This is a genomic window from Nonomuraea thailandensis (genome assembly GCF_024172165.1).
In the GTDB taxonomy this organism is placed as follows: domain Bacteria; phylum Actinomycetota; class Actinomycetes; order Streptosporangiales; family Streptosporangiaceae; genus Nonomuraea; species Nonomuraea thailandensis.
On record NZ_JAMZEB010000002.1, the window covers coordinates 6,727,714 to 6,753,045 of the forward strand.

Annotated in this window: 27 protein-coding genes; 9 read left to right on the forward strand and 18 right to left on the reverse strand. The window is 68.8% G+C overall.

The window, feature by feature from the left end:
- Positions 1–519 precede the first annotated feature (519 nt).
- Positions 520–1,134: a TetR/AcrR family transcriptional regulator gene (locus HD597_RS34710; protein ID WP_253747513.1), complete on the reverse strand. Its 615-nt coding sequence runs from the start codon at positions 1,132–1,134 to the stop codon at positions 520–522.
- 93 nt (positions 1,135–1,227) lie between these two features.
- Here HD597_RS34710 and HD597_RS34715 point away from each other — a divergent pair, with 93 nt between their 5' ends.
- Positions 1,228–2,394, forward strand: a complete 1,167-nt coding sequence (locus HD597_RS34715; protein ID WP_253747515.1) for a serine hydrolase domain-containing protein — start codon at positions 1,228–1,230, stop codon at positions 2,392–2,394.
- A gap of 39 nt (positions 2,395–2,433) precedes the next feature.
- On the opposite strand, the gene HD597_RS34720 is transcribed toward HD597_RS34715, so the two are convergent.
- Genes HD597_RS34720 through HD597_RS34735 form a run of 4 tightly spaced genes read right to left on the reverse strand, consistent with a single transcriptional unit; the run spans position 2,434 to position 6,255 of the window.
- On the reverse strand, positions 2,434–2,934 hold the full coding sequence (locus tag HD597_RS34720) for a flavin reductase family protein (protein WP_253747517.1): 501 nt from the start codon (positions 2,932–2,934) through the stop codon (positions 2,434–2,436).
- A complete protein-coding gene (locus HD597_RS34725; protein WP_253747519.1) occupies positions 2,931–3,848 on the reverse strand; it encodes an alpha/beta hydrolase in 918 nt (305 codons plus the stop codon). Before HD597_RS34725 ends, HD597_RS34720 begins: the two co-directional genes overlap by 4 nt.
- Positions 3,845–5,071, reverse strand: coding sequence for an MFS transporter (locus HD597_RS34730; RefSeq protein ID WP_253747521.1), 1,227 nt, complete (start codon positions 5,069–5,071; stop codon positions 3,845–3,847). The genes HD597_RS34725 and HD597_RS34730 overlap by 4 nt, the downstream gene beginning before the upstream one ends.
- Entirely contained in the window at positions 5,071–6,255 is a 1,185-nt protein-coding gene (locus tag HD597_RS34735; RefSeq protein WP_253747523.1) for an acyl-CoA dehydrogenase family protein, read from the reverse strand. The genes HD597_RS34730 and HD597_RS34735 overlap by 1 nt, the downstream gene beginning before the upstream one ends.
- 244 nt (positions 6,256–6,499) lie before the next feature.
- Here HD597_RS34735 and HD597_RS34740 point away from each other — a divergent pair, with 244 nt between their 5' ends.
- The gene (locus HD597_RS34740) at positions 6,500–7,768 is read left to right on the forward strand and encodes an MFS transporter (protein ID WP_253747525.1); all 1,269 of its coding nucleotides are present in this window, start codon (positions 6,500–6,502) and stop codon (positions 7,766–7,768) included.
- A gap of 18 nt (positions 7,769–7,786) precedes the next feature.
- Here the strand turns inward: HD597_RS34740 and HD597_RS34745 are convergent, their stop codons facing one another.
- Together HD597_RS34745 and HD597_RS66090 are read right to left on the reverse strand one after the other, a co-directional pair.
- Entirely contained in the window at positions 7,787–8,446 is a 660-nt protein-coding gene (locus tag HD597_RS34745; protein ID WP_253747527.1) for a TetR/AcrR family transcriptional regulator, read from the reverse strand.
- Between the two features lie 101 nt (positions 8,447–8,547).
- Positions 8,548–9,120: a helix-turn-helix domain-containing protein gene (locus tag HD597_RS66090; protein WP_253747529.1), complete on the reverse strand. Its 573-nt coding sequence runs from the start codon at positions 9,118–9,120 to the stop codon at positions 8,548–8,550.
- Positions 9,121–9,247: 127 nt separating this feature from the next.
- On the opposite strand from HD597_RS66090, the gene HD597_RS34755 reads away from it, so the two are divergent.
- Entirely contained in the window at positions 9,248–10,045 is a 798-nt protein-coding gene (locus HD597_RS34755) for an IclR family transcriptional regulator (RefSeq protein WP_253747531.1), read from the forward strand.
- Here HD597_RS34755 and HD597_RS34760 read toward each other — a convergent pair.
- From HD597_RS34760 to HD597_RS34795, 8 genes are read right to left on the reverse strand one after another with little or no spacing between them, the layout of a single operon-like run.
- Positions 10,042–10,392 carry a hypothetical protein gene (locus tag HD597_RS34760; RefSeq protein ID WP_253747533.1) on the reverse strand — a complete coding sequence of 117 codons (351 nt, stop codon included), beginning with the start codon at positions 10,390–10,392 and terminating at the stop codon, positions 10,042–10,044. The genes HD597_RS34755 and HD597_RS34760 overlap by 4 nt on opposite strands.
- Complete coding sequence (locus tag HD597_RS34765; protein WP_253747535.1) at positions 10,389–11,933, reverse strand: AMP-binding protein; 1,545 nt, start codon at positions 11,931–11,933, stop codon at positions 10,389–10,391. The genes HD597_RS34760 and HD597_RS34765 overlap by 4 nt, the downstream gene beginning before the upstream one ends.
- Positions 11,934–11,943: 10 nt before the next feature.
- Positions 11,944–12,753: a 3-(cis-5,6-dihydroxycyclohexa-1,3-dien-1-yl)propanoate dehydrogenase gene (hcaB, locus tag HD597_RS34770; RefSeq protein ID WP_253747537.1), complete on the reverse strand. Its 810-nt coding sequence runs from the start codon at positions 12,751–12,753 to the stop codon at positions 11,944–11,946.
- On the reverse strand, positions 12,750–13,583 hold the full coding sequence (locus HD597_RS34775) for an alpha/beta fold hydrolase (RefSeq protein ID WP_253747539.1): 834 nt from the start codon (positions 13,581–13,583) through the stop codon (positions 12,750–12,752). Before HD597_RS34775 ends, hcaB begins: the two co-directional genes overlap by 4 nt.
- Before the next feature lie 10 nt (positions 13,584–13,593).
- Positions 13,594–14,151 carry a 3-phenylpropionate/cinnamic acid dioxygenase subunit beta gene (locus tag HD597_RS34780; protein WP_253747541.1) on the reverse strand — a complete coding sequence of 186 codons (558 nt, stop codon included), beginning with the start codon at positions 14,149–14,151 and terminating at the stop codon, positions 13,594–13,596.
- Between the two features lie 10 nt (positions 14,152–14,161).
- The gene (locus tag HD597_RS34785; protein WP_253747542.1) at positions 14,162–15,370 is read right to left on the reverse strand and encodes an NAD(P)/FAD-dependent oxidoreductase; all 1,209 of its coding nucleotides are present in this window, start codon (positions 15,368–15,370) and stop codon (positions 14,162–14,164) included.
- A complete protein-coding gene (locus HD597_RS34790; RefSeq protein ID WP_253747544.1) occupies positions 15,367–15,702 on the reverse strand; it encodes a non-heme iron oxygenase ferredoxin subunit in 336 nt (111 codons plus the stop codon). Before HD597_RS34790 ends, HD597_RS34785 begins: the two co-directional genes overlap by 4 nt.
- A complete protein-coding gene (locus HD597_RS34795; protein ID WP_253747546.1) occupies positions 15,699–17,024 on the reverse strand; it encodes an aromatic ring-hydroxylating dioxygenase subunit alpha in 1,326 nt (441 codons plus the stop codon). The genes HD597_RS34790 and HD597_RS34795 overlap by 4 nt, the downstream gene beginning before the upstream one ends.
- A 102-nt stretch (positions 17,025–17,126) precedes the next feature.
- On the opposite strand from HD597_RS34795, the gene HD597_RS34800 reads away from it, so the two are divergent.
- The 5 genes from HD597_RS34800 to dmpG are packed head-to-tail and all read left to right on the forward strand — an operon-like array spanning position 17,127 to position 21,724.
- Positions 17,127–18,104 carry a zinc-binding dehydrogenase gene (locus HD597_RS34800; protein WP_253747548.1) on the forward strand — a complete coding sequence of 326 codons (978 nt, stop codon included), beginning with the start codon at positions 17,127–17,129 and terminating at the stop codon, positions 18,102–18,104.
- A complete protein-coding gene (locus tag HD597_RS34805; protein ID WP_253747550.1) occupies positions 18,101–19,048 on the forward strand; it encodes a 3-carboxyethylcatechol 2,3-dioxygenase in 948 nt (315 codons plus the stop codon). Before HD597_RS34800 ends, HD597_RS34805 begins: the two co-directional genes overlap by 4 nt.
- Complete coding sequence (locus HD597_RS34810; RefSeq protein WP_253747552.1) at positions 19,045–19,809, forward strand: 2-keto-4-pentenoate hydratase; 765 nt, start codon at positions 19,045–19,047, stop codon at positions 19,807–19,809. Before HD597_RS34805 ends, HD597_RS34810 begins: the two co-directional genes overlap by 4 nt.
- Positions 19,806–20,726, forward strand: a complete 921-nt coding sequence (locus tag HD597_RS34815; protein WP_253747554.1) for an acetaldehyde dehydrogenase (acetylating) — start codon at positions 19,806–19,808, stop codon at positions 20,724–20,726. The genes HD597_RS34810 and HD597_RS34815 overlap by 4 nt, the downstream gene beginning before the upstream one ends.
- Complete coding sequence (gene dmpG / locus HD597_RS34820) at positions 20,723–21,724, forward strand: 4-hydroxy-2-oxovalerate aldolase (RefSeq protein ID WP_253747556.1); 1,002 nt, start codon at positions 20,723–20,725, stop codon at positions 21,722–21,724. The genes HD597_RS34815 and dmpG overlap by 4 nt, the downstream gene beginning before the upstream one ends.
- Positions 21,725–21,840: 116 nt before the next feature.
- Here the strand turns inward: dmpG and HD597_RS34825 are convergent, their stop codons facing one another.
- Positions 21,841–22,611, reverse strand: a complete 771-nt coding sequence (locus tag HD597_RS34825; protein WP_308210750.1) for a DUF4190 domain-containing protein — start codon at positions 22,609–22,611, stop codon at positions 21,841–21,843.
- A 148-nt stretch (positions 22,612–22,759) separates the two neighbouring features.
- On the opposite strand from HD597_RS34825, the gene HD597_RS34830 reads away from it, so the two are divergent.
- Positions 22,760–22,945 carry a hypothetical protein gene (locus tag HD597_RS34830; protein ID WP_253747560.1) on the forward strand — a complete coding sequence of 62 codons (186 nt, stop codon included), beginning with the start codon at positions 22,760–22,762 and terminating at the stop codon, positions 22,943–22,945.
- A 21-nt stretch (positions 22,946–22,966) separates the two neighbouring features.
- Here the strand turns inward: HD597_RS34830 and HD597_RS34835 are convergent, their stop codons facing one another.
- Positions 22,967–24,010 carry an integrase core domain-containing protein gene (locus tag HD597_RS34835; protein WP_253747449.1) on the reverse strand — a complete coding sequence of 348 codons (1,044 nt, stop codon included), beginning with the start codon at positions 24,008–24,010 and terminating at the stop codon, positions 22,967–22,969.
- Positions 24,011–24,315: 305 nt separating this feature from the next.
- Entirely contained in the window at positions 24,316–25,134 is an 819-nt protein-coding gene (locus tag HD597_RS34840) for a DUF4259 domain-containing protein (protein ID WP_253747562.1), read from the reverse strand.
- Positions 25,135–25,332: the final 198 nt, after the last annotated feature.

Consider the following 25,332-nt stretch of genomic DNA (forward strand, 5'->3'; position numbering starts at 1 on the left):
TTGCTCGCGTGTACGAACCGTGTGACGCGGTAGATCATTTAGGTCGCCACCGTCAGTCCAGACCCCAGAGATCACCACCCGAAGATCAAGCCGGAAGGTCTGCCCAGCACCCCTGGTCAACGGCGTCTCATGCACGGTCAAGCCTTGTCCAAGTCGGCTCGTCCTGCCAACCAGGCCGCTGGTGACCAGCAGATAAAAGATCCGCTGCTTCTTGCAGGTGATTTTCTCGCCGCTTGCGGAGTGGGCTTGGGATCTCCTTCGGGCGCGTGTCCGTCACCCAGAAGAGCCGGGGCACCGGTCCGAGTCCACCGTCCTTTGCTTCCCGTCGGCGAGGGCCATGGACAGGGTGAAATCTGAGTCGTCACGTACTGAGGTGAGAGTGGCGTCTGGAGCGGAGGTCTTCCATGCCTGCGAAAACGTCACCGCGGCCAGGGCTGCCAGCAGATGGGCGACCTCACTGTCCGCGCGGTTGGCGTGGTAGGTAAGGGCGGCACACCGACTCGTCCGGGATGCCCCTCCTCACTGCGCCTCTTGAGTGGCTGATTCCGCCGGGGCGGAAGCCGGACGGCCGTCGTCACAACCACGAAAGAGGGGCAGGCAGATGCGATCGACGATCTCGGCCACGTCCGTTGCTGTCGCCGTACCGAAGACGATGCGGTCGCGCAGCAGGATGACCGGCATCGCGGCGATCTCAGCCACCAGGGGTTCCGGCCCCAGTTCGCCCCGAGCCCGCGCGGGCTCGATGACGTGGCGCTCGAGGTCGCCGCTTGCCATCCCTATCAGCGCGCCGATGGCATCGAGGAGGTCATCGTCGGCCTCGCCCAGCAGGGCTCGATAGGTCCTTCCGCCGATCTCGGCGGCACGGGCCTGGGCGGCATCCAGCCAGGCAATGAGGTCGCCTCGGAGGTTGCCGGTGGCCGGCGGCGGCTGCACCGCCCCGAGGCGGCGCCGGAGGGAGGCGAAGATGAGGGAGGCTCGTGTGGGGTAGCGCCGATACAGGACGGGCTTACTCGTCTCGGCCCGTCGGGCCACGCCGTCGTAGGTCACCCCTGCATAGCCGCGATCCAGCAGCTCACCGTAGGCCGCCTCGAGGATCGCTTGATCGACCTCCACTTGCCTGCGGCGGGCTGTCATCCCCATCACACCCCTATGAATACGTTGCGTTTCTAAGACTCTTGAGAGTACTCTAAATTTTAGAAACGAATCGTATCTATAAGTGGAGGTCTCATGAAAACCGTCGTCACGCCGTCCTCGGCAGGCATGGACGAAGCGGCCCTGGCCCGGGTGGGCGCGGCGGTACAGGAGGACATCGGCGCGGGCCGCCACTACGGCGCCTCGATTCTCATCGCCCGCGGCGGGAACATCGTCTACCGGCAGGTTCTCGGGTCCGTCGCCGCCGGGCGACCCGCCGCCGACGACGACCGGTATCTGCTCATGTCCATGTCGAAGGCCTACACGGCAGCACTTGTCCTACGTGCGATCGACCACGGGCGGTTCGGGCTGGACACGCGGGTCACCGAACTCGTCCCCGGATTCGAGGTCGCGGGCAAGGCACGCGCCACCGTCCGGCAGTTGCTGAACCACACCGCCGGTCTGCCCTTCGGTCTGGTGCCTCCGCCGCTGACGTTCGACCAGGTCGGCGACCTTCCCGGCAAGGTCGCCGCGATCAACGCCCTTCCCGCCGTCTACACACCTGGCACGCGTTGCATCTACACTTCGGGACTCGGGTTCGACCTCCTAGGCCAGATCCTGGTCAACACCGACTCTCAAGGCCGCGGCTTCCGGCAGATCGTGCACGACGACCTCTTCGTCCCTCTGGGCATGAGCGACAGCAGCTTCGGCGCGCCATTGAATGATCCCCGGCGGGTGCCGGTCTCGTTCACGCCACAGAACACCCGCCCGACCACACCGGCGATACTGCACATGTTCAACCAGGTTTTCGACGCGGACGCCGAGGTCCCTTCGGGCAACGCCTACTCCACCGTCGACGACGTCTTCCGATTCACCGAGGCCTTGCGTGGCCGGGGCACCGCCAACGGTCATCGCCTGATCTCTCCGGCGCTGTACGACTACTCGCACCAGAATCACACCGGCGACCTCGTCAACGAGGCTGTGACCTTCGAGACCGAGGCCAGAGGCCTCGAACCCATGCGCGCCAACTACACGCTCCTAGGCGGCTACGTTCGCGGAACCGGGCACATGCTGACCACCGCCGGACAGACCGCCTCCCCGGATGCCATCACCGCCGTCGGCGGCGCCTCGACCGGATGGATGATCGACCCTCGGCGGGATGTGACCGTCATCTTTCTGTCCGCGGGATTCAACGAAGGGCTCAGCCACCTGATCCGCCTGCAGCGCATCAACGATCTGGCGCTGGCCGCCGTCAACGACTGACCGGTGCCGGCGAGCGTTCGCGCACGCTCGCCGACACCGCTATCCAGCCAGTGCAGTGTGCGTGCCGAAAGCGCGAGCGTGGTAGGTCAGCGGCCGTCCGTCGGCCACCTCGGTGTGCGTCACGTTGCCAAGGAGGACGACGTGATCACCGCCGTCTACTTCTCGCTCGACCTCGCACGCCAGAAAACCCGCCGCGCCAGGCAGCGCCGGCACCCCGGCGGCCTCCGTCCACCGCACCCCTGTGAATTTTGCAGTCCCGCCCTTACGGGCGAAGTTCAACGCGAGCTCAGACTGCGAGTGGGCGAGCACGTTGAGGCCAAACCGGCCAGTTCTCCTGATCATCTCCAGGAGGTCCGAGCTGCGGTCCAGCGAGACCAGGATCATCGGCGGATCAAGTGACAGGGACGCGAACGCGCTGACGGTAGTGCCGTACGGAAGCCCGTCCTCCATGGTCGTCACCACGGACACCGGCGTGCACACCGCGGCCATCGCGGCGCGGAAGGCGTCCTGCAGAGATTCCGGGCTGGCATGCAGTCTCATGATCCCCCCAAAACCCGCCGCAGGAAGGCGAGCGTAGCGTCGTGCAGTGGTCGTTCATCGAACTCAGGACCGCCGTGATCCGCACCCGGTACGACGATGAGCTCGGCGTCGGCGCCAGCCTCCGTCAGGGCGGTGTGCAGGCGGCGGCTCTGACCGATGCCCACACGGCGATCGGCGTCGCCGTGCGCGATCAGGAACGGCGGACTGCCCGGGCTCGTGTAGCGGGACAAGGTGGAGACCTCGGCCTGCTCCGGGTGTTCGGCGGGGATGAAGCCGAAAAGGCGGGATGCGGAGGTGCCGGGAGCGTTGGACAGCTCGATGACGTCGTCCGGCGCATCCTCGTCGATGTGCAGGAAGTCGGTGGGCGCGTAGTGGTCCACGACTGCGGCCAACGCGCATGACACTTCGGGCGTAGGCCCGAGGGCGCCGACCAGCCCTGCATCGCCGGAGGCCAGGGCCACGGCGTTAAGCAGGTAGCCGCCCGCGCTCGATCCGAAGCCGGCGATCCGGCCGGGGTCGAGCCCGTAGGCGGCGGCGTTGGCGCGCACCCAGCGGACGGCGGCCGCGGCATCATGGACGGGACCGGGGAAGCGGCATTCGCCGCTGAGCCGGTAGTCGATAGAGGCGACGGCGTAGCCGGCGTCCAGCAGGAACCTCCAGGGGCCCATGGATTTGGTGCCGGTGAAGAATCCGCCGCCGTGCGCATAGACAACGGCGGGGCGTGGGCTGCCGTCGCCGTCGTCGGGTATGTGCAGGTCGAGGACGAGGGGGCGGAAGCCGGGGGGCGCGGCGTACTGGAGGTTGAGGTGGCTGCGCACCCCCTTGAGGAGGGTCACCGGCGGGACCTGGACGAGCTCGGGCAGAGCCATCGGGCGGGTGTCCATGTCCGGCGGCAAGCTGAGGGCGGCGCTCATTGGCGTGTCCTTTCCGCAGGAAGGTCGTCGGTCGGCAGGCGGGAGATGAGCCAGGTGGCCACCAGACCGGCGACGCACAAGCCGGCCAGCGTCCACAGGCCGGCGTCAAAAGAGCCGGTGGCGTCCTTGAAGGCGCCCAGCCCGTAGGAGAAGGCCACTCCCCCGAGGTTGGCGCAGAAATTGCCGAACCCCGATACCAGGCCGGTGTTCGCGGTGCCGACGTAGCGCAGCGGCACGGCGAACAGCGGCCCGAAGTAGAGCTGGAGGAAAATCGAGTTGACGGCGATCACCGCGATGAGGGCGGGGAGGGCGTCGACGAAGGGGATGAGGAAGATCGTGACGGCCAGCATGGCCAGGGAGATCCCGACGACGGCCAGCGGCCGGCCGAGGCGGTCGGCCACCCACCCGCCGAGGAAGTTCGACGGGGCTGTGACGGTGGCGCCGATGGCCACGACAGCGCCGGCCATGCCGAGCGAGAAGCCTTTGTCCTCGACGAGGAGGCTGGGCAGCCAGAACGCCATGCCGGTGACCACCGCGAGCCGGACGAACTGCACGAACCCGCTCAGCCACACGGCGCGGTGCGCCAGGATTTCCCTGGCATCGGCCCAGGTGGGCGGCTTGGCGTCCGCCTTGTGCGGCGCCGAGTCGCCCAGTTTGGCGAAGGCCAGCAGCACCAGGACGCCGCTGACGGAGAAGAGGATCATCAGCCAGCGCCAGCCCAGGGGGCCGACCAACACCGGGCCGAGCGCGTTGAGCAGGATGTTGGAGGAGAAGCCGCCAGCCACGTACAGGCCCATGGCGGTGGCGCGACGGTCCTCCCGGAACTGGCGACTGATCAGTAGCAGCCCGGGGGCGAACACGAGCGACCGGAAGATCCCGGAGACCGCTTGGTTGGCCAGGAGCCAGCCGTAGGAGTCCAGCAGGGCGAATGTGAGCGAAAGCAGGTTGGTGCCGAGCAGCCCGAACACGAACAGGCGCTTGGGGTCGAACCGGTCCGACAGATAGCCGGACGGGATCTGCATGAGCGCGTACGTGGCCGTGCCGATGGCGGCCAGTAGGCCCGCCTGGGAGGTGGTGATGGCAACGTCCTGCCGGATGATCGGCAGGAACAGGGCGATGCCACCGAAGGCGAGGGCCTGCATGCTCTGACACACCACGATCAGCGTGGAGTTGAGCACCGGCCCCCGGGTGCGCACCGGCGGGGTGACGGTCGCCGTGGTCATCAGATGCGGATGATGGAGGCTGGCGACGGCAGCTCACCGGTGACCTCGTACATGCCGATGTACACATTCTTGGTGTCGGTGGGGTCGTGCGAGGCGAACGTGCGAGCGCTGCGCCAGTACCGGTCGAGCCGGTACGTGTTCGAGGTGCTGCGCGCCCCGGCCAGCTCATGGATCTCGCCAGCGGCCTCCAGGGAGGCGTCGACGCAGGCCACCTTGGCGCGGAAGCACTCCACCACGGTGCCAGCGACCTCTGACTCGGCGGCCGTCTCGATCCGGTCGGCCGCGGCGAACAGCAGCGCTCGGGAGGCGGCCAAACGGCTCGACTGCGCTCCCACCCGCCGCATCATCAGCGGGTCTTCTGCCGGCGTCGCGAACTGGGGAAGCATGCCGCGCTTCATCGTGCGCACGTACCCGACCATCGCGTCCAGGGCGCCATCGCCGATGCCCTGCATCAGGGACGCGTGCAGGAGCAGCGCGGCCCCGAAGAACAGCGGGGACGGCATCGAGGCGGCGTAGTGCCAGCCGTCGGGCACGAAGACGTCGTGGTAGGTGATCGTCTGGCTGCGGGTGCCGCGCTGGCCCATGTTGTCCCAGTCGTCGTGCAGCTCAACGCCTGGATGCTTCAGCTCCACCAGGACGTGGTGACGGCCGGGCGTGCCTTCAAGGACGCAACCGACGTTGGCGATGCCGAGACCGCCGCTGTTGGTGTTGAAGGACTTGGTGCCACTGAGGATCACACCGCCCTCCGCCGGCCGGGCCGTGACCTTGCCGTTCACGCCCGTCTCGGCGTTGGAGGCCACCAGGCGGAGCCCTTCGTCGAGAAGTCGGCGCGCCAGTTCGCGGCGGGTCTCCTCGGGCAGGCCGGCGTGCGAGTCGAACACCTCCCGCGCGACCAGCGCCGTGGTGCCCCAATTCTGGCAGGTGGGACCGTCCCCCGCGCCGACTTCCGCCATGGCGCGGATGAGGTCGCCCCAGCCGCCGGTGACCGTGCCGTCCCACAGGCCGCCGTACTCGGCGGGAACGAACAGCCGGGCGGCGCCGACCTCGGAGAGGACGACGAAGTTGTCGGCGGGATCGGCGTTGTCGCGGTCACTGCGGAAACCACCTTCAGCGAGGTCGGCCCGCCTGGCCCGGATCTCCGCAACGAGAGCTGTGGCGGAGGCGAGCGGTTCGGTCATCGTCATATCGAAGCCTCTCCATGAGACCAAATGCGAATGCATATTCCGGTTCACAGAGTGTCCGTCCGATTTCGTGCACATGTCAAGAGGGTGGGCCTAACAGGCCCGGTCAGGGTGATGTGCGCGGTTTGTTACCTCTTGACACGCGGTGAGCCAGGCCACACGATAACCGGAACGCGAGTACGCGTTCTCATAATCTTCACTTTCCGGCCCTACCCCTTCACGTTCTCACCTCTCTGAGAGGGCCACTGTGTCTGCTCCATCCATCCCCCATGCCGTACACGCGGCCCGCAAGGCCACCTACACGCTGCTCTTCGTCAACGGCCTGGCCACGACCAGCTGGGTCGTCCACCTGCCGGACCTCGCCCAGCAGACCCGCTCGTCCGACGCCCAGATCGGACTGGCGACCAGCGCGGTCGGCATCGGCTCCGTCGTCTTCATCGTGCTGACGGGCTTCCTGCTGTCCCGCTACGGAACCAGAGCCGCCGCGACGCTGGCTGTCACCTTCTACGGCCTGGCGATGCCGACGCTGGGCTTCGCCACAGGCTTCCCCGTCTTCTTCCTCGGCCTCCTTCTCGGCGGGGCCGGCTCGGCCGCCGTCGAGATCGCTGCCAGCACCTCCGGCTCACGGCTGGAGCACGCCTATCGCAAACCCATGATGTCGTCGTTCATCGGCTCGATGGGCGCGGGCATGGTGCTGGGTACTCTCGTCGGAGCCGGCTCGATCGCGCTCGGGCTATCGACGCTGACGCACATGTCCGCCATCGGCGTCGTCATCCTCGCCGCTGGACTCTACGCCTGTCCGCGGCTGCTGGCCGGCAAGGCGGACAGGACGATCGGCGCCAAGGTGCGCCACCTGCCCACACCGTCCTGGAGACTCGCCGCCATCGGCGCGGTCATCCTGGTCTCGGTGATCGAGGGTGCCACGCTCACCTGGGCGACCCTCTACATGACCCGTGACCTCGGAACGACTGCCGCCTTTGCCGCGTTCGCCGTGACCGCTCATTCGCTGGGCACGACGGTCGTCCAGCTCAGCGGCGACTGGTTCCGGCGGCGGTACAGCGCCGCCAGGATCACCCGCGTCTCGGTCGTCGTGGGTGGCGCCGTGATGGCGGGCGCGCTGGCTGCCGGAAATCCCTGGTTCGCGCTTGTGGGATTCTTCGCCCTCGGCGGCGGCATCGCCTTCGTCTACCCGGCGGGCATCAGCGCCGCCGCCGACACCCAGGCCACGCCCGCGCCCGGTGTTTCCGTCGCGCAGACTGTCCGTTACCTCGCCGGCTTCGGCGCGGGCCCGCTGGTCGGCGTGCTCGTCGGCGCCTATGGGCTGACCTGGACGTTCTACGTGGCCATCGCGTTCGGCGTTACGCTGACCCTGCTGCTCGGCGGCTTCCTGGGCAAGGAGCCGGGGCTCGGGCGCCGGTCAGGCGGTGATCTGCCTGACATCGAGGCGCCCGAGCCTGAGGCACGGCCGGTCGCGGACAGAACGCCGGACCTCGCCATACGGCCCGAGCTCGACTGATCGTGCCGCTTCGGGCTCTCAGCGCGCGGACTTGTCCGCGCGCTTCCGCCGGTCGGGGGTCAGGAGATAGGCCACCGCCATGTCGCTCAACTGGTCCGCGTGGTCTGCCCAGATGACATTCTCCTCGGAGCCGTCGGCCTGCACGGCCGTGAAGATGCACGACGCGGTGACCGTCCGGACGGCGGTGTCGACCGCCGCCGCGGGATCCGCGCGCCTGACCTCGGTCATGTACGGCGCCGCCGCCTCTCGGACCAGCCGCCGCATCTCCGTGTGCGCCTGCACACCCCGGTCTGCGAGCTCTATGTTCTGCACCCGCAGCAGGTCGGCCAGCGTCCTGCCGCCAAGGCTGAGGGCATCGGCGAGAGCGTGCACGTAAGCGTCCATCACCCCGCCCAGGCTGGGGTCAGCGCCGGCCAGTCCCTCGCCCACCCGCCTCTCCATGCCGCTCAGCAGCCGGTCCTTCAGGGCCGCGAGCAGTTGCTCCCGGCCGTCGAAACGCCGGTAGATGGCGCCAATCGACACGCCGGCCCGCTCCGCCACGGCCGCCATCGTGAAGTCGTCGAACCCACCGGCGTGCAACACCTCCTCAGCCGCAGTGAGGATGCGCTGCAGAGCTTCCCGGCTCCGCGCCTGCTGGGGCTGCCGGAAACCCTCCACCCGGACCGGTTCGGTGCTCACGATCGTCATGTTATAGGCCTGCCGCCCCGGCCCCGCACCGGAGCTTGACAGGCCTCCCCCTTCGACGCACACTCTAGCGAACAGGAATATGCATTCGCATTTCAAGGTCGCGGGGCCCCGAACTGGCGGGCTTGCGGGATGGTCGTGGTGACATGCAGGACGACGCGGTCGGTGAGGCAGGTGTGCTGGTGCGGGACGTCCCCGGGAAATCGGGCGAAGTCTCCGGCCGCCAGTTCGACCTGGTCCTCGACAGGCCCGGTACGGAGCCTGCCGCTGATCACGTAGACATGGTGCAGCGCGCCGAGCGTGTGACCGGGCACGGGGCCGCCGGCCTTGCCGCGTTCGAGCCTGAGAACGAGCGTGTGCACATAGCCAGAGCCGTAGGTCTGGTCCAGCATGCGCTCGGACCAGCCGTTTCGCTCCTCCCATGCGGCATCACCCTGGCGTTGCACGTAGACGGTGCTGCCCCACTCGGTCAGGAGCTGCCGAGGCGCGACGTCGAGCGCCTTGCCCAGCGCGGCCAGAGTGTCCACGGTGGGGTTGCCCACGCCCTGTTCCGCCTTGGACAGGGTCTGCTTGGACAGCCCGGATCGGCGGGCCAGCTCGCCGATGGAGATGCCCTGCTCGCGCCGGAGCCTGCGCACGTTGCGCGCCACGAGCTCGTTGTGGTCCACTGCCACCTCCGTCACTTATAAGTGACTAGTCGTCTATCTTGACGTCCGTCCACTTTAACGGACATTCTGTCATATATAAGTACCCCCCTGTTGACCTGCGCAACATCGGTAGTCAGCGGAGCAGCGCATGAGCGAGATCGTCGTCGAGAGGCCATCGTCAGCCAGGGACGACCGAGCCGCCGTGGAGAAGGCGGTGAACCTCCTAGAGTCCTTCGGCAGCCAGGGCAGCACCGGCATTGGGGTGAGCGAGCTGGCGCGGCGCGCGGAACTGAGCAAGTCCACCGCGTTCCGGCTGCTCGGCGTGCTCGAACGCAACGGCGTCGTGGAGAAGGTCGGCCAGAAGTACCGGCTGGGCGAGCGGCTGCAGGAGCTGGGGCGGCAGGTGCTGGCGCCCGGCCACGAGCAAGTCCGCGACGTGCTCCTGCCGTTCACCATGGATCTGTACGAGCTGACGCGCGGCACGGTGCACCTGGCCGTGCTGCACGGCGTCGAGGTCGTCTACCTGTCCAAGCTGCACGGCCATCGTCCCGTCCCCTCGCCGTCACGTGTCGGCGGCCGGGCGCCCGCGCACTGCACGGCCGTGGGCAAGGTGCTGCTCGCCTACGATCACGACGCCCTCGACCGGGTGCTCCGCACCGAGCTTCGACGGTACACGGCGAGCACCATCACCGACCCCGCCGGGCTGGCCGCGGAGATCGCCCGGGTACGCGACGAGGGCGTGGCGTTCGACGATCAGGAGGCCGCACCCGGGCTGAGCTGCGTCGCGGTGCCGATCTTCGGCGTGCGCGGCAAGGTGGTGGCGGCCATGTCGGTGTCGGGCCCGACCGGACGTTTCGACACCCGGGCCCAGGCCGGCTCGCTGCGGCGGGTGGGCGCGGCGGCGTCCCAGCAGCTCGCCCTGCTGGGACGCCGGAACCGCGGCTAACTGCCCGGCACGTGGTCGAGGTCCATGTCGGTCCTGGTCACCCACTCCGGCTCGGCCACCAGGAGGCTGAGCTGGGCGTCGGCCAGGTCCACGTCCACCACGTAGCGGAACCCGGCGGACTCGGCCACGGCCATCCGGTTCAGGTCGCCCTCCGGGACGGCGTAGACGACACGGCGGCAGTGCGGGTCTGCCTGCGCCACGGCGTCCACCACCGCACGCAGGAGCCCGGCGTCGGCTTCGGGCGCCTGCACTTCGAGGTCGTGGGCGGCCACGGGATAGGCGTCGCGCAGCCGCCCGGCGGCGCAGCGCTCCAGGCGCACCCGGCCATCGAACGGTACGGTGATCATGCATTCTCCTCGATCATGCGGCGGATGACGAGCTTCTCCAGCTTGCCGGAGGCGTTGCGCGGCACCTTCGCCACGATCCTGAGCACCCGGGGCAGCTTGTACCGGGCCAAGTGCGCCGCAGCGTACTCTCGGACGTCCTCCAGCGTGAGCGTCACGCCTTCGGCCGTGGACACCACCGCGACGACGGTCTCGCCCCACTGCTCGTCGACCGCACCGACGACCGCGACGTCCACGACGCCCGGCATTGCGGACAACACCCGCTCGACCTCGGCCGGATAGACGTTCTCGCCACCACTGATGATCATGTCCTTGAGCCGGTCCACGATGTACAGGCAGCCGTCCTCGTCCAGGTAACCGATGTCACCGGAGTGGAACCAGCCCTCCTCGTCGAACGCGGCGGCGGTGGCCTCGGGGTTCTCCCAGTAGCCGGGGGTCACGTTGGGGCCGCGGACGACGAGCTCACCGGCCTCGCCCGGCTTGAGCGGCTGGTTGGTGTTGGCGTCCACGACGCGTACCTCGGTGTACGGCATCGGGATGCCCGCGGAGCCCACCTTCGTCAGCGTGCGCTCGGCGGGCAGGTGCGTGGCGAACGGCGCGGTCTCGGTCAGCCCCCACGCCTGCTGCAGCAGCACGCCGTGCGCGGCGAACTGCTCGATCAGCGCGGGCGGCACCGGAGCGCCAGCCACCACGATGGAGCGCAACGAGTTGAAGTCGTGCTCGAACACGCCCGGCACCCGGGCGAGCGCCGCGAACATCGCTGCCACGCCGAACATCGAGTTGAACCGGTACGTGGCCAGGTCGTCGAGGAACCCCGCCGGGTCGAAGCTCCTGCGGACCAGCACCGTGCCGCCGCGTACGAGCGCCCGCAACGCGAAGCTGTTGAGCGCCCCGATGTGGAACAGCGGCGCGCCCGCGTAGGTGACGTCGCCACGGCGGGTGTCCAGCATGGTGTCCACGTTGACGGCGTTCCACCACGCGTTGCCGTGGGTGAGGATGACGCCCTTGGGCAGGCCGGTGGTGCCGGAGGTGAACATGAGGATCGCCGGGTCGTCGAACGTCCTGGCCACCACGGACGGCGCCGGAGTGGCCGCGGAGACCAGGCCCGCCCAGGGCTCCCATCCGGTGGCGGCGGACACCTCGCCGTCGTCGTCCACCAGGAGGAAGCGTGTCAGCGCGGTCGCCTCGCGCACGTTGTCGACCTGCCCGCGATGGCCTTCCTCGCAGATGACGGTACGGGCGCCGCTCCTGTCGAGCACCCGCTGCAGCTCCGGTTCGGCGAGCCGGAAGTTGACCGGGACGAAGATCGCGCCCAGCCGGAAGGTGGCCAGCATGGTGACCAGGAACGCGGCGCTGTTGAGGCCGGCGTAGGCGACCCGGTCGCCGGTGCCGACACCGTCCTCGGCCAGGACGGTCGCCAACCGGGCCGCCTTGTCGTCGAGCTGGGCGTAGGTGAGGTCGCCGCCGGGGTAGCGGACGGCGGTGACGTCGGGGAAGTAGCGGGCGTTACGCGCCACGGCGGAGGCGGGGTTGACGTCGATCATCGGGGGCTCCTCAGAGGTGGTCGCCGCCGGCGGCGCGGGCGAACCCCCGAACGCCGATGCCGCCGTCGGCCGAGATGGCGTGTCCGGTGATGGTGCCGCTCTGCTCGCGGGCGGCGAGCAGGACGTAGGGCGCGGTGAAGTCGCGCGGGTCGGTGCTGGAGTCGTGCAGCGGGATCGGCGGGGTGCCCTGCTGCTTGGCGAAGGAGGCCGCAATCGAGCGGTCTCCTAGCGCCAGGGTCTCGGGGCCGCGCAGGTCGGTGTTCATCCCGCCGCACGCGACGCCGTTCACCCGGACCTTGGGCGCCAGCTCATAAGCCAGTTCGCGCATCAGCCCGAGGCAGGCGTGCTTGCTGGCGGTGTAGAGGGGGCCGCCGCCGTTGACGTAGAAGGAGGAGTTGGACAGCGTCATGACGATGCTGCCGCGTGTCTTGACCAGCTCCGGCCAGGCGGCCTCAGCGGCCAGCAGGTAGCCCTTGACGTTGATGGAGAAGATCTCGTCGAAGGCGGCGTCGATGTCCTTGCCGGACAGGCGAGTGAGCTGGCGCTGGTAGTCCCACACGCCGGCGTTGGCGACCAGGGTGTCGAGCTTGCCGAAGCATTCGACGGTTTCGGCGACGGCCGCGTGCAGCGCATCGGAGTCGCGCACGTCGGCGGTGACCCGGTGCACCCTGTCTCCGGTGACCTGGTCGAGCTGGGCGGCGTCGCGGCCGAGGACGGTCACCGACGCGCCCTCGGCCAGGAACCGTTCGGCGACGGCGCGGCCGATGCCGGAGCCGCCGCCGGTGATCAGGGCGACGTAGCCCTGCAGCCAGCCGCTCACGTCAGGAAGCCCGTCACGAGGTTCTCGAACTCTTGCTGCCGTTCGAGCTGTACCCAGTGCCCGCAGCGGCCGAAGACGTGCAGTTGCACGTCTCGGATCTGCTTGAGCATGAGCTGGGCGCCGTCGAGGGTGATGGTGCGGTCGTCGCGGCCCCACAGGAGCAGCGTCGGAGCCTTGATCTTGTGCAGGTCGCGCCAGAGCGGGTCCATGCCGCCGCGCTTGGCGAAGGCGGCGTTGTAGCGGTGGTAGAAGGCGATGTGGCTGTCGTCGAGAGAGGCCTCGTAGCGGGCCTTGACGACGTCCTCGCCGAACTGCTTGTGGTCGAAGACCATGGTGCGGATGAACGCGGCCATCTTCTTCTCGCTGGGCCCGCCGCCGTTGTAGTAGCGGAACATCTCCTTCTGCCCCTCGGTCGGGGTGGGGCCGAACGGCAGCCAGCCGCCGCCGGGCGCCATCAGCACCAGCTTGGCGACCCGATCGGGGCGTTGCTGGGCCATGGCGATGGCGGCGGCGCCTCCGAGGCTGTTGCCCAGCAGGTGGAAGGTGTCGATGCCGAGGGCGTCGAGCGCCTGGAAAAGGGCATCGACGGTGATCTCGGTGATGGAGCGCTTGTCCAGGTCCTCTTCGGTCGGGCGGTAGCTGCCGCCGAAGCCGGGCTGGTCGGGCAGGACGACGCGGAAGTGGCGCGACAGCTCGGGCAGGTTCTGGTGGTAGTTGCTGACGCCGGAGGCGCCGGGGCCGCCCCCGTGCAGCATCACCAGGACGGGGCCCTCGCCGGTCTCGGCGACGGCGATGTCGCCGAGTGTGGTGGTCACTACGTGCTGTTTCACGGGAGGTCCTTTAGAAGAAGGTGGAGATGTTCTTGGCCAGCAGGATGTTCTGGTCGAGCAGGATGGTGCGGCGGGCGACCTGGAAGCTGCCGCTGACGCGGCGCAGGATGTCGGTGCGGCTGCCGGCGAAGACGTTCTCCTCGCGTTCCAGACGGTTGCGGTAGACCAGGAACGCGCTGCGTACCAGCACGTCGTCTTCTGTGAAGCCGGGATGCTCGCCGGGGTCGACGTGGCGGGCCATCACGTTGCTGATCAGGTGGCGGGTGCGCGAGGGCGGGTCCTCGGCCCAGGCCATGCCGGAGTCGAAGCGGCGGATGCGCCAGGCCAGGCTCTCCTTGCTCTCGTCGTAGAAGGCGGCCTCGCCCCGCGCCGCCACCGACAGGGCCTGCTGTCGGCGCAGCCGGTTGGTGCGGGTAGGCATCCAGTAGTCGAGGTCGTCGGCGAGCAGGTCGAGCCAGTCGGCGTAGCGGCCGGCGTCGAGCAGTTCGGCCTCCTCGTAGTAGAACTGCTCCACCTCGAAGTGGGTGTCGCGGTCTGCGCGCACCCCGGCGGTGCTCACGGTGGTCATCGATTCCCCTTCAGGCGCGCAGCAGCGTGCGCAGGTTCACGGACGGGTCGGACAGCCGGTCCGGATCGGCCGGAATCCGGCGGTCGATCATGCGGCGGGCCGCTCGCACGGCGATGGAGTCGTCCACGGCGGCGGCCGCGACGACCCAGCCGTCGCGCAGTCCGAAGACAGAGAACGCCGGGTGGTCGAACGAGCCGCGCACGACGATCTGTTCGGCGGCCTCCATGTGTCCGACGGCCTCGATGTGGCAGCCGTGCCGGTCGGTCCAGAACCACGGTGCCGTCGGTGCGGGCGGCCGGATGCCGAGGATGGTGGCCGCGGCGCGGGCGCCATCGTGCTGGGCCGCCTCCCAGTGCTCCGCGCGGGGCAGGAGCAGCCCTTTCCTGCGCATCCTGGCCGGGTCGCCGACGGCGAGCACCGCGGGGTTGCTGGTCACCTGATGAGCGTCCACGACGATGCCGCGGTCCACTTCCAGCCCGGCCGTCGCGGCCAGCGAGGTGCTGGGCAGCATGCCCACCCCGAGCACGGCCAGGTCGAACTCCTGCGGCTCCAGGCTTGTCAGGAAGGTCGCCTTGATCCCGCGAGGGGCGTCGGCGAAGGCCGCGACACCTGTCCGTTTGACGGTGACGCCTCGGGCGTCGTGCAGGGCGTGCACCCAGGCGGCGAGTTCCGCGCCGAGGGCGGCGGTGAGCGGCGTGGCCGCCGGATCCACCAGGACGACCTCGCACCCGAAATCCACGCAGGTGGAAGCCACCTCCGCGCCGATCAGCCCGGCGCCGACCACGAGCACGCGGGCCCCGGGGGTGAGCGCGGCCCGCAGCCGGTCGGCGTCCCGGACCGTGCGCAACACGTGCACCCGGTCACTTCCGGCACCAGGAATGGGCGGGCGAGCCGCTCCCCCACCGGTCGCCAGGACCACCCGGTCGGCGGGCACCAGGGTGCCGTCGGCCAGCTCTACGCCGCCGTCCCGGGTACGCAGGGCGGTCACCTTGGTGCGGCTGAGGAGGCGGACGCGCTGCTCGTCGTACCAGTGCGGCGGCTGCAGGGCGATCTGCTTGGAATCCTTCGATCCGGCCAGGTACTCCTTCGACAGCGGCGGCCGGTCGTAGGGGAACTCACCCGCGTCGACCAGGGTGAGGTCGCCGTCGAAGCCGCCCGCGCGCAACGCGGCGGCGGTGCTGACGCCGGCGATGCCGCCGCCGACGATGACGACCTTCATGGCGCCTGGTTGGGAAAGAGGTAGACCTCGCCGTCACGGACCTCGACCCGGTGCGGGCAGGTGCTGCGAGTGGCGGGCAGGCCCTGGACCTCGCCGTTCTTCAGGCAGAACTTGCTGGAGTGCAGGGGGCACTCGACGTAGCCGTCCTCGACCCAGCCGTCGGCCAGGGAGGCGTCCTCGTGGGTGCAGGTGTCGTCCAGCGCCCACAGGCTGCCATCGGTGTCGCGCAGCAGCGCCACGTTGTCGTCGGTGCCGATGATCGACTTGTCGATGGCGATGCCCTCGCCCTCGGGGATGTCGTCCAGCGCCGCGACGCGGATGCCCTCGCTCATCTGCCGTCCTCCTCGTGCCAGGCGGGGGTGGTCATCAGCTCGCGCCAGCGCGCATAGAAGGCCCGGCCGGCGGCGTCGCTGTACAGCTCACTGGTGGTGCCGGGGTGACGGCCGTCGTCGCGTTCGGAGCCGAGGCCCATCTGGTAGTTGAGCGGCACGCTGTTGGTGATGAACCCGTGCGCGACGGCCTGCACCTCGCTCCAGTTCTCGCCGTCGTCCTGCTCGAAGATGCCGCTGGGGCCGAACGTACGCAGGTTGTACAGCCGCTGGGCCTCTCGGACCTCGGGCGGCATGGACTTGTCGACGATCGTCCAGGCCCACACCTCCATCCGGTCCGGGCCCTTGGGGTGCCAGACGCGGATGGAGCCGTTGACCGGCAGGTAGGAGAAGTTCGGGAAGACGGTGGCGTGGCCGTTCGTGAGCGGCCCCTCGACCCGGGCGTCACCGAGGCGCTCACGCAGTGCTTGGTAGTCCGTCCACTGGTGCACGGTTTTCGCGTCGAAGCGGTTCTTCGGGTGCACCGGGAAGCCGGCGCCGTGACCGTTCGGGCCGGCGTACTGGCGGCCGGTGCGGTGCACGATCTCGTCCTTGGGGCCCTTGCCGGTGGGCGAGAGGACCATGAGCGCGGAGGCGTGGCTCATGTTGACGTGGTACCAGTCGGTGGCGAACTGTTCGGCGGCCAGCTTCCAGTTGCCCTCCAGCACCCATTTGTGCACGCCGCCGACCACGACCGTGCCCTGCTCGTCGTGGTCGAGCATGGCGTCCATGTACCAGGCCATGTCGCCCAGCGACTCGCGCAGCGGCACCGGTTCGGGGTTCCAGGTGCCGAAGATCAGGCCGCGGTAGCTGTCGACGTGCGGCACCTCCACCAGGCCCCATTCCCCCGTGTCGAACGACTCTGGGTAGCCGGCCTTGTTCGGCACGCTGACCAGCTTGCCGTCCAGGTCGTAGGCCCAGCCGTGGTAGGTGCAGGTGAAGTTGCGGGTGGCGCCGTAGTCGGCGCGGCACACGCGGGCGCCGCGGTGGCGGCAGGAGTTCAGGTACGCGCGGACGCGGCGGTTGCGGTCGAGGGTGACGATGACCGGGTCCTCGCCCATGTAGGTGGTGAAGAAGTCGCCGGGCTTGTGGAACTGGTCGGCGTGCGCCAGGAACAGCCAGCTCGGCGCGAACACGCGGCGCAGCTCCTGCCGGTAGATCTGCTGATCGGTGAAGATGGCGCGATCCACCAGCCCGCCCTCGGCGTCCACCAGCCCGGAGACGTCGATGGCCGGGGCCAGCTCGGCCGGGCGCCGCAGAGCCCCGTGCGGGAGTTCGATGGTCATGGGCGTAAGACAACAGGGCGCCGGGCTCGCTCTTCCAACGCTCGTTCCGTACAACGGCACACAAGCTGTCGGAGATCGGTGCTGGTCAGACAACGTTGCAGCATGCTTGCCGCCACCGCCGTCTCCCAGAGCGCGACCGACCCGCTGTCCGGGCTGGTCCTGGGCGACGTCCCCAAGCCCGAACCCCGGCCTGGCTGGTCGATCGTCCGGGTCGTCTCGTCCTCGCTGAACATGCACGACCTGTGGACGCTGCGCGGTGTCGGCCACCCGCCCGAGCGGCTGCCGATCATCCTCGGCTGCGACGCCGCCGGCTACGACGAGGACGGCAACGAGGTCATCGTGCACCCGGTCATCGCCGACCCGGACGCCGGGCGCGGCGACGAGACCCTGGACCCGAACCGGGCGCTGCTGTCGGAGCAGCACGACGGCGCGTTCGCCGAGTACCTGACCGTGCCGACCCGCAACCTGATCCCCAAGCCGTCGTGGCTGTCGTTCGACGAGGCCGCCTGCCTCCCAGTCGCCTGGACGACCGCGTACCGGATGCTATTCACCCAGGCGCAGGTCAGGGCCGGGGATCGGGTGCTCGTGCAGGGCGCGGGCGGCGGCGTCGCCTCGGCCGCGATCAAGCTGGCCGTCGCCGCCGGGGCCGTCGTGTACGCCACCAGCCGCAGCGCGGACAAGCTCGCCCAGGCCCTGTCCTGGGGCGCTCGCGCCGCCGTCCCGACCGGGGAGCGGCTCCCCGAGCGCGTCGACGTGGTGATCGAGACGGTCGGCGAGGCCACCTGGACGCACTCGCTGAAGGCGCTGCGCCCCGGCGGCACGATCGTCATCGCCGGCGCGACCAGCGGCACCAACCCGCCCGCCGACCTCGGCCGCATCTTCTATCTGCAACAACGCATCCTCGGCTCGACCGGCTGCACCCGCAGCGAGCTGGTCGCGCTGCTCAACCTGATGGACGCGACGGGCCTGCGCCCGGTGATCGACCGCACGCTGCCGCTGGACGAGATTCACAAGGGTTTCCAGCTCATGCTCGACGGGCGGCTCACCGGCAAGCTCGTCATTAAGGAGATCACCTCATGATCACCGCAGCAGTCGGCCTGTCCCACTCCCCCTTGATCGGCAAGAACGATCCGGCCCCGGACGTGCTCGCGGCCGTGGACGCCGCGGTGGACGAGGCCCGCGCCTTCGTACGTGCCTTCGATCCCGAGCTGGTCGTGCTGTACGCGCCCGACCACTACAACGGCTTCTTCTACAAGGAGATGCCGCCGTTCTGCCTCGCCACCGAGGCGAACGCGGTCGGCGACTTCGGCTCGGCGGCCGGGCCGCTGTCAGTGGACACCGAGGCCGCCCGCGCCATCGCCCGCGATGTGCTCGATCACGGCGTCGATCTGACGATCTCGGCCCGGATGACCGTGGACCACGGGTTCGTCCAGCCGTTGGAGGTGCTGTTCGGCGGCATCGACCGCGTCCCCGTCGTCCCGGTCTTCGTCAACGGCGTCGCCACCCCGCTCGGGCCGGTCAGCCGCATCCGCGCGCTCGGCACCGCCATCGGCGAGGCCGCCGCCGAGTTGGACCGGCGGGTGCTGTTCCTCGGCTCCGGCGGGCTCTCGCACGACCCGCCCGTGCCCGTGCTGGACGGCGCGCCGCCCCGCGTCGCCGACGCCCTCATCGAGGGCCACCCACCCACCCCCGAGCAGCGGCTGCGTGGCGAGCAGCGGGTGATCCAGGCCGGCCGCGACTACGCCGCAGGCTCGACGGCGATGATCCCCATCAACCCCGAGTGGGACAACCTGGTCCTCGACACCCTCGCCGGCGGACGCCTGGAGGACGTGGACGGCTGGAGCGTGGAGTGGATGGGCGCCGAGGGCGGCGGCTCCGCGCATGAGGTGCGGACGTGGATCGCGGCGTTCGCCTCCCTGGCCGCCACCGGCAAATACCGGATGACCTCCCGCTTCTACCGAGCCATCCCCGAATGGATCGCGGGCTTCGCCGTCGCCACCGCCACACAGGAGGCCACGCGATGACCGCCATGGACGAGGCCGTGGACCGGCTGGCAGATGCGGCTCTTACCGGCAAGCCGTGCCGGCCGGTCCGCGACCTCATCACTGACCTCGCGGACGCCTACCAGGTGCAGCGCCTGCTGAACGCCCGCCGCCACACCGCCCCAGTGACCGGCCGGAAGATCGGCCTCACCTCGCCCGCCGTTCAGCAGCAGCTTGGCGTGGACCAGCCCGACTTCGGCGTGCTCTTCGCCGACATGGAGGTCACCGGTTCCACGCGTGCGGACCTCCTGATGCAGCCCAAGATCGAGGCCGAGATCGCCTTCGTACTCGCCGCCGACCTGTCCGGCGACCTCGACCTGGCGGCGGTGCGGGCGGCGGTCGCCTACGCCGTCCCCGCCATGGAGATCGTCGACAGCCGCATCGCCGACTGGGACATCACCATCATCGACACCGTCGCCGACAACGCCTCCAGCGGCCTGTACGTCCTGGGCACCGACCAGCTCCCGCTGACCGCGTTCGAGCCGGTCGAAGCCACCATGCGAATGTACGCCGACGACCGGCTCGTCTCCGAGGGCACCGGGACCGCCTGCCTCGGCGACCCGCTCAACGCGCTGCTGTGGCTGGCCCGCACCGCCTCCGACCACGGCGACCCGCTACGCGCCGGCCAGGTGATCCTGTCCGGTGCCCTGGGACCGATGGTCCCCATCTCCCCCGGCACCACCGTAAAGGCCGACATTTCAGGACTCGGCACGGTGGCCGTGACCTTCGAGGACAAGGCATGAACAAGACCAAAGTGGCCGTGATCGGCTCCGGCAACATCGGCACCGACTTGATGATCAAGGTACTGCGCCTCTCCGGCACTCTGGAGATGGGCGCCATGGTCGGCATCGACCCTTCCTCGGACGGGCTGGCCCGCGCCCGCCGCCTCAAGGTGCCCACCACCCACGAGGGCGTGGACGGCCTGATCGCCATGGACGGCTTCGCCGACATCGGCATCGTCTTCGACGCCACCTCCGCCAAGGCCCACGTCGCCAACGCCGCCAAGCTGGAGCCGTACGGCAAGACCCTCATCGACCTGACCCCCGCCGCGATCGGCCCGTTCGTCGTCCCCCCGGTCAACCTGGACGCCCACCTCGGCGCGCCCAACCTCAACATGGTCACCTGCGGCGGCCAGGCCACCATCCCCATCGTGCACGCCGTCTCCCGCGTCACCCCCGTCGCCTACGCCGAGATCGTCGCCTCCATCGCCTCCAAGTCGGCCGGCCCCGGCACCCGGGCCAACATCGACGAGTTCACCGAGACCACCTCGGCCGCCATCCAAAGCGTCGGCGGCGCCGGCCGCGGCAAGGCGATCATCGTGCTCAACCCCGCCGACCCACCGCTCATCATGCGCGACACCGTCTTCTGCCTGACCGGCGACGCCGACCACGACGCCGTCCGCGCCTCCATCGAAGAGATGGTCGCCGAAGTGGCGAAGTACGTCCCCGGCTACCGCCTCAAGCAGGACGTGCAGTTCACGCCGGTCGACGAGCCGGTCACCACGCTCACCCCCGAGCCGGTCACCACCCGCGTGTCGGTGTTCCTGGAGGTGGAGGGCGCCGCCCACTACCTGCCCGCCTACGCCGGCAACCTCGACATCATGACCTCGGCCGCGCTGCGCGTCGCCGAACGCATCGCCATCGCTGGAGCCACCGCATGAGCCTCTACATCCAGGACGTCACCCTCAGGGACGGCATGCACGCCGTCCGCCACCGCATCACCCCGCGCGACGTCGGCCGCATCGTCGCCGCCCTCGACACCGCCGGCGTGGACGCCATCGAGGTCGCCCACGGCGACGGCCTCGCCGGCGCCTCGATCAACTACGGCCCCGGCAGCAACACCGACTGGGAATGGATCGAAGCCGCCGCCGAAAACCTCAACCGGGCCACGCTCACCACTCTCCTGCTGCCCGGCATCGGCACCATCGCCGAGCTCAAGCACGCCTACTCCCTCGGCGTGCGCTCCATCCGCATCGCCACCCACTGCACCGAGGCCGACGTCGCCGCCCAGCACATCACCACCGCCCGCGAGATAGGCATGGACGTGGCCGGCTTCCTCATGCTCAGCCACATGGCACCCCCCGCCGAACTGGCCAAGCAGGCCAAGCTGATGGAGTCCTACGGCGCCCACTGCGTCTACGTCACCGACTCCGGCGGCCGCCTCACCATGGACGGCGTCCGCGACCGCATCCGCGCCTACCGCGACGTCCTGAACCCGGACACCCAGCTCGGCATCCACGCCCACCAGAACCTGTCTCTGGCCGTCGCCAACAGCGTCGTCGCCGTCGAGGAAGGCGTCACCCGCGTGGACGCCTCCCTGGCCGGGCACGGCGCGGGCGCCGGCAACTGCCCCATCGAGCCGTTCATCGCCGTCGCCAACCTCAACGAGTGGAAGCACGGCTGCGACCTGTTCGCCCTGCAGGACGCCGCCGACGACATTGTCCGCCCCCTCCAGGACCGCCCCGTCCAGGTGGACCGCGAGACCCTCACGCTCGGCTACGCCGGCGCCTACTCCAGCTTCCTGCGCCACGCCGAGGCCGCCTCCCGCCAGTACGGCATCGACGTGCGCACCATCCTGCTCGAAGTCGGCCGCCGCCGGCTCGTCGGCGGTCAGGAAGACATGATCGTCGACATCGCCCTCGACTTGCTCGGCAAGTAACCCAGGCGCCCGATCCGCTGCAGACTCATGGCGGACCCTTCCGTGAGTCAGCGATGGCGTGGGATGCAGTGGTTCCATCCGACCGTATCAAGGCAGCGGAGCCGGACGCTCGGCTCCTATTTGACGCTTCCGTACACCTTGATGCGGTCGATGGTGAACGCCGGCACGGTCGTGCTTCCGCCCATCTGAGTCTCATAGCTGAAACTGCCGATGACCGTCACATAAGCCTGGAACAAATCACCCTCCACCACATCCGCCAGGCGTGACTTCGTGCCGCGCAGCTCCGTGTTCTGCTCGAAATCGGTGTAGCCGGAGGACGCCTGCAGTTTGACCGGGCCGGTGTTCGCGAGGAACCTGTCATTCCCGGTAGCCGCGTCGAACTGGCGGACCTCGCCGTAAATGACGTATTGACGGTCGGCGTAGGCGTCGGGATCCTTCACCAGTTTGTCGAAACCTCGCGTGGTGAGCGGCCGGTAGTCGGCGGCTCGAAAAGCACTCTTGGTCGGCTCGGGTGTCTGTTCCACCTGCGCTGCCGTCGAACCGCTGCTCGCCGGCGGTTCCGTCGATGCGACCAGTCCGGCGAGCAGTCCGAGGCCGAGCAGCACGACGGCCACCGCCAGGCCCGCATATCCAAGGATCAGTCCTGCGATGGCCAGCCCGGTTCCTGCGGCGTGCGTTCTGCGGCTGGCCGACAGCCCTATGTGGCCGAACACGACGGCCAGCAGGCTGCCGAGGCCGTAAATCCATAACAGGCCGAGCACGAGCGACGCGACCGCCGGCCCGTTGACCCCGCGTCTGGGCGGTGGCGCGTACGGTTGATAAGAAGGGGCTTCATGATGGTAAGGCCCCGAGTGCGGGGGATAGCTGGGAGGCTGCTGACCGTACACGCGATCCCTCTTCCCGAAAGTTTTGGACCGTGACAAGAAGCGGTATCTTAAGCGCAGATGATCACTAATTGATTACCTTCAGCGGGAATTTCAGAGCCGAAGCCGTCATCGCCGCCACTCAGTTCATCAAGAGGAGAGTCCAGGCCACGTGAAAGGCGAGCTTGCGGAGTCGTCCGGTGATGTTCCAGGTCGTGCGGTCACCGGGCACGAGGACGCCCGGCCGCAGCCCGATGGTGCTGCCGACCTGGAAGTCACCGTTCCCGAGGCCAAGGCCGTCCACAACCCGGAACGGCCGGGTCGGCGGCGCGCCGATCGTGTGCCGCTCGAATATTGAGTTACGTGGTCTGAGCTGCGGTTAAGCGGCGTGGTGGTATTCGTTGATCGTGCCTGTGGCGACGGGTTTTCGGCGGATGGATCGTAGGTCGGTCAGGTCGCGGGCGGGCTGCGATGCGATGTCCGGGGGACGCTGTTGCCGTGACTGGTGCGGCCGGTGCCCGTTGTAGTGGATCAGATATTCGCCGAGCACGAGTACCAGGTGACGTTCGTTGAGGATCAGGATGCGGTCCAGGAGTTCGCGGCGTAGGGTGCCGATGACGCGCTCGCAGATGGCGTTCATCCTCGGCGTCCGCGGCAGGGTGGTGATGTCCCGCAGCCCTTCGGCGGTGAAGACCTCCCGGAAGGCGGAGGTGAAGAGAGGATCCCGGTCGTGGATCACGAACCGCAGCCCGGATATGCGATCGCCCAGGTCCATCACGAGATTGCGAGCCTGCTGCACCGTCCATGCCCCGGTTGGGTGCGCGGTCACTCCGGCAAGGTGCAGTCTCCGGGTGCCGTGCTCGATGAAGACCAGCACGTACAACCGTTTGAGCAGCATGGTCTCGACCACCAGGAAGTCACACGCGATGATCGCGTGGGCCTGGGCGGCCAGGAACTGCCGCCAGCTCGGCCCCGCCCGGCGGGGCACCGGGTCGATACCGGCCGTGTGCAGGATCTCCCACACCGTGGAGGCTGCGATCGGGTAACCCAGGCGAGCCAACTCGCCTGGGATCCTCCTGTGCCCCCAGGTCGGGTTCTCCCGCGCCATCCGCACAATCAGTGCCTTGACTGGTCGGCGGGTGCATGGCCGTCCAGGGCGCCGCCTGTCGGTGAAGGTCCACTTACGCGCTACCAGGTTGCGATGCCAGCGTAAGATCGTCGCCGGCGTGACCGGGTACGTCTCCGCCCACCGGCGGCGGCGAACCAGCCTCGACAACGCTGTGAGCCAGAGCCGGTCGACGTGTCCCCACCGCGGCCGGTCACCGAGCTGACGACGCAGCACCTGATTCTCATGACGGAGCACCAGCAGCTCAACGTCCTTGGATAGATCGGAGCGGACCAGCACCGCCAGCAGGCCGAACAAGCACCTCACCAACCGGTAGACAAGCGACAACAACACCTTGCGATGGTCGCAGCCGTCGCTCTGATCACGCAGCAAAACCCCAGCTCACAGCATGAAACCGTGTTTTCGAGCGGGACACCGTTAGGGGATGGGTTTGGGGACGACCCCCAGGTAGGTGAAGAAATTATCAGCGCGGTTCGGCAACTCTGTGCGGTTGATGCTCCGCCTCGTTCCTCCTCCTGCGGGGGACGTTCTGCTGTCCAAAAAGGTCCACGACGGGACATGGTTGGTCGCTCCGCTTGCCGAGCCGATGGTTTCGGGGCGTCTTAGTCAAGGGCGGGAAGCGGGGGAACAGGGGCAAGGCCGAGATAGCGGCCCGCCGCGATCAGGGCCGTACGAACATCGTCGGCGACCTGCTGGGCGGCGGAGGCCTCGGAGACTTCAGGGGAGTGGCCGAAGCCGATCCAAGCCTCGGCTGTGGTGCGACCACGAGAGATCCGCTCGCTGCAGGCGCCCGGCACGAGTTCTCCGAAGACGAGCAGCTCCTGCAGGCCGGCCGGACGCCACCAAGCGAGCCAGTCCGGGGCCATGTTGACGGCCCGGACAAGGCGTTCCGCGACATCGGCGTAGGCGCTGTCATCCGGCAGACTCTGGTCGGTGATGCTCCAGAACACCTGGAGCCAGCACCTCCCGGAGTGGGAGAGGTCCGCAACGAACGGGGACGCTGGCTCCTGCGGTTCACCGTGCAGGGCCTTGCGGTAGGGCTCCAGATGTTCCAGGAACACCGGCCAGTCCGCAGCCCGGACCTCGCTGAGGTAATTGTCGTCGAAACGGGTGGCCAGATCGAACGCGACGGCGGCCAGCCGACGCAGGTCATCAAAGACGGTGAAGGGGTTGCGGTCCAGCCAGTGATGAGCGTCCTCATCGGGAGCGATTCCTGAGATGCGGGCCGCGACCAGGCAGGCGACCGCCAGGGCGGCATCCACTTGCCCCTCCTCGGCGTAGTCCTTGTTGTCGCGGACGAACTCGTCGAGTACCTCAGTCATCGCCGCCGCGATGTCATCGCGTTCTTCCAGTTCCGCAATGGCATCGGCGGCCTCGTCACTGTCGAAGGGGCCTTCGAAGACGGCCCCATGGTCAGCCATGCCGATTCCTTCCCAAAGGGGCGATCAGGGTATCGGGGTTGAGGAAGCCAGGAACAGGGTCATCGCTGGGAACGATCACAGTCGCACAGTGCCCGTTAGGGGAGCGCTCACCGGACAACCACGATCGACCCTCAGGCGAGATCTCGACCTGCGGCGACGCCGTCTCAGAGAGGTAGTCCGCGAAAGTGTCCGGTGACC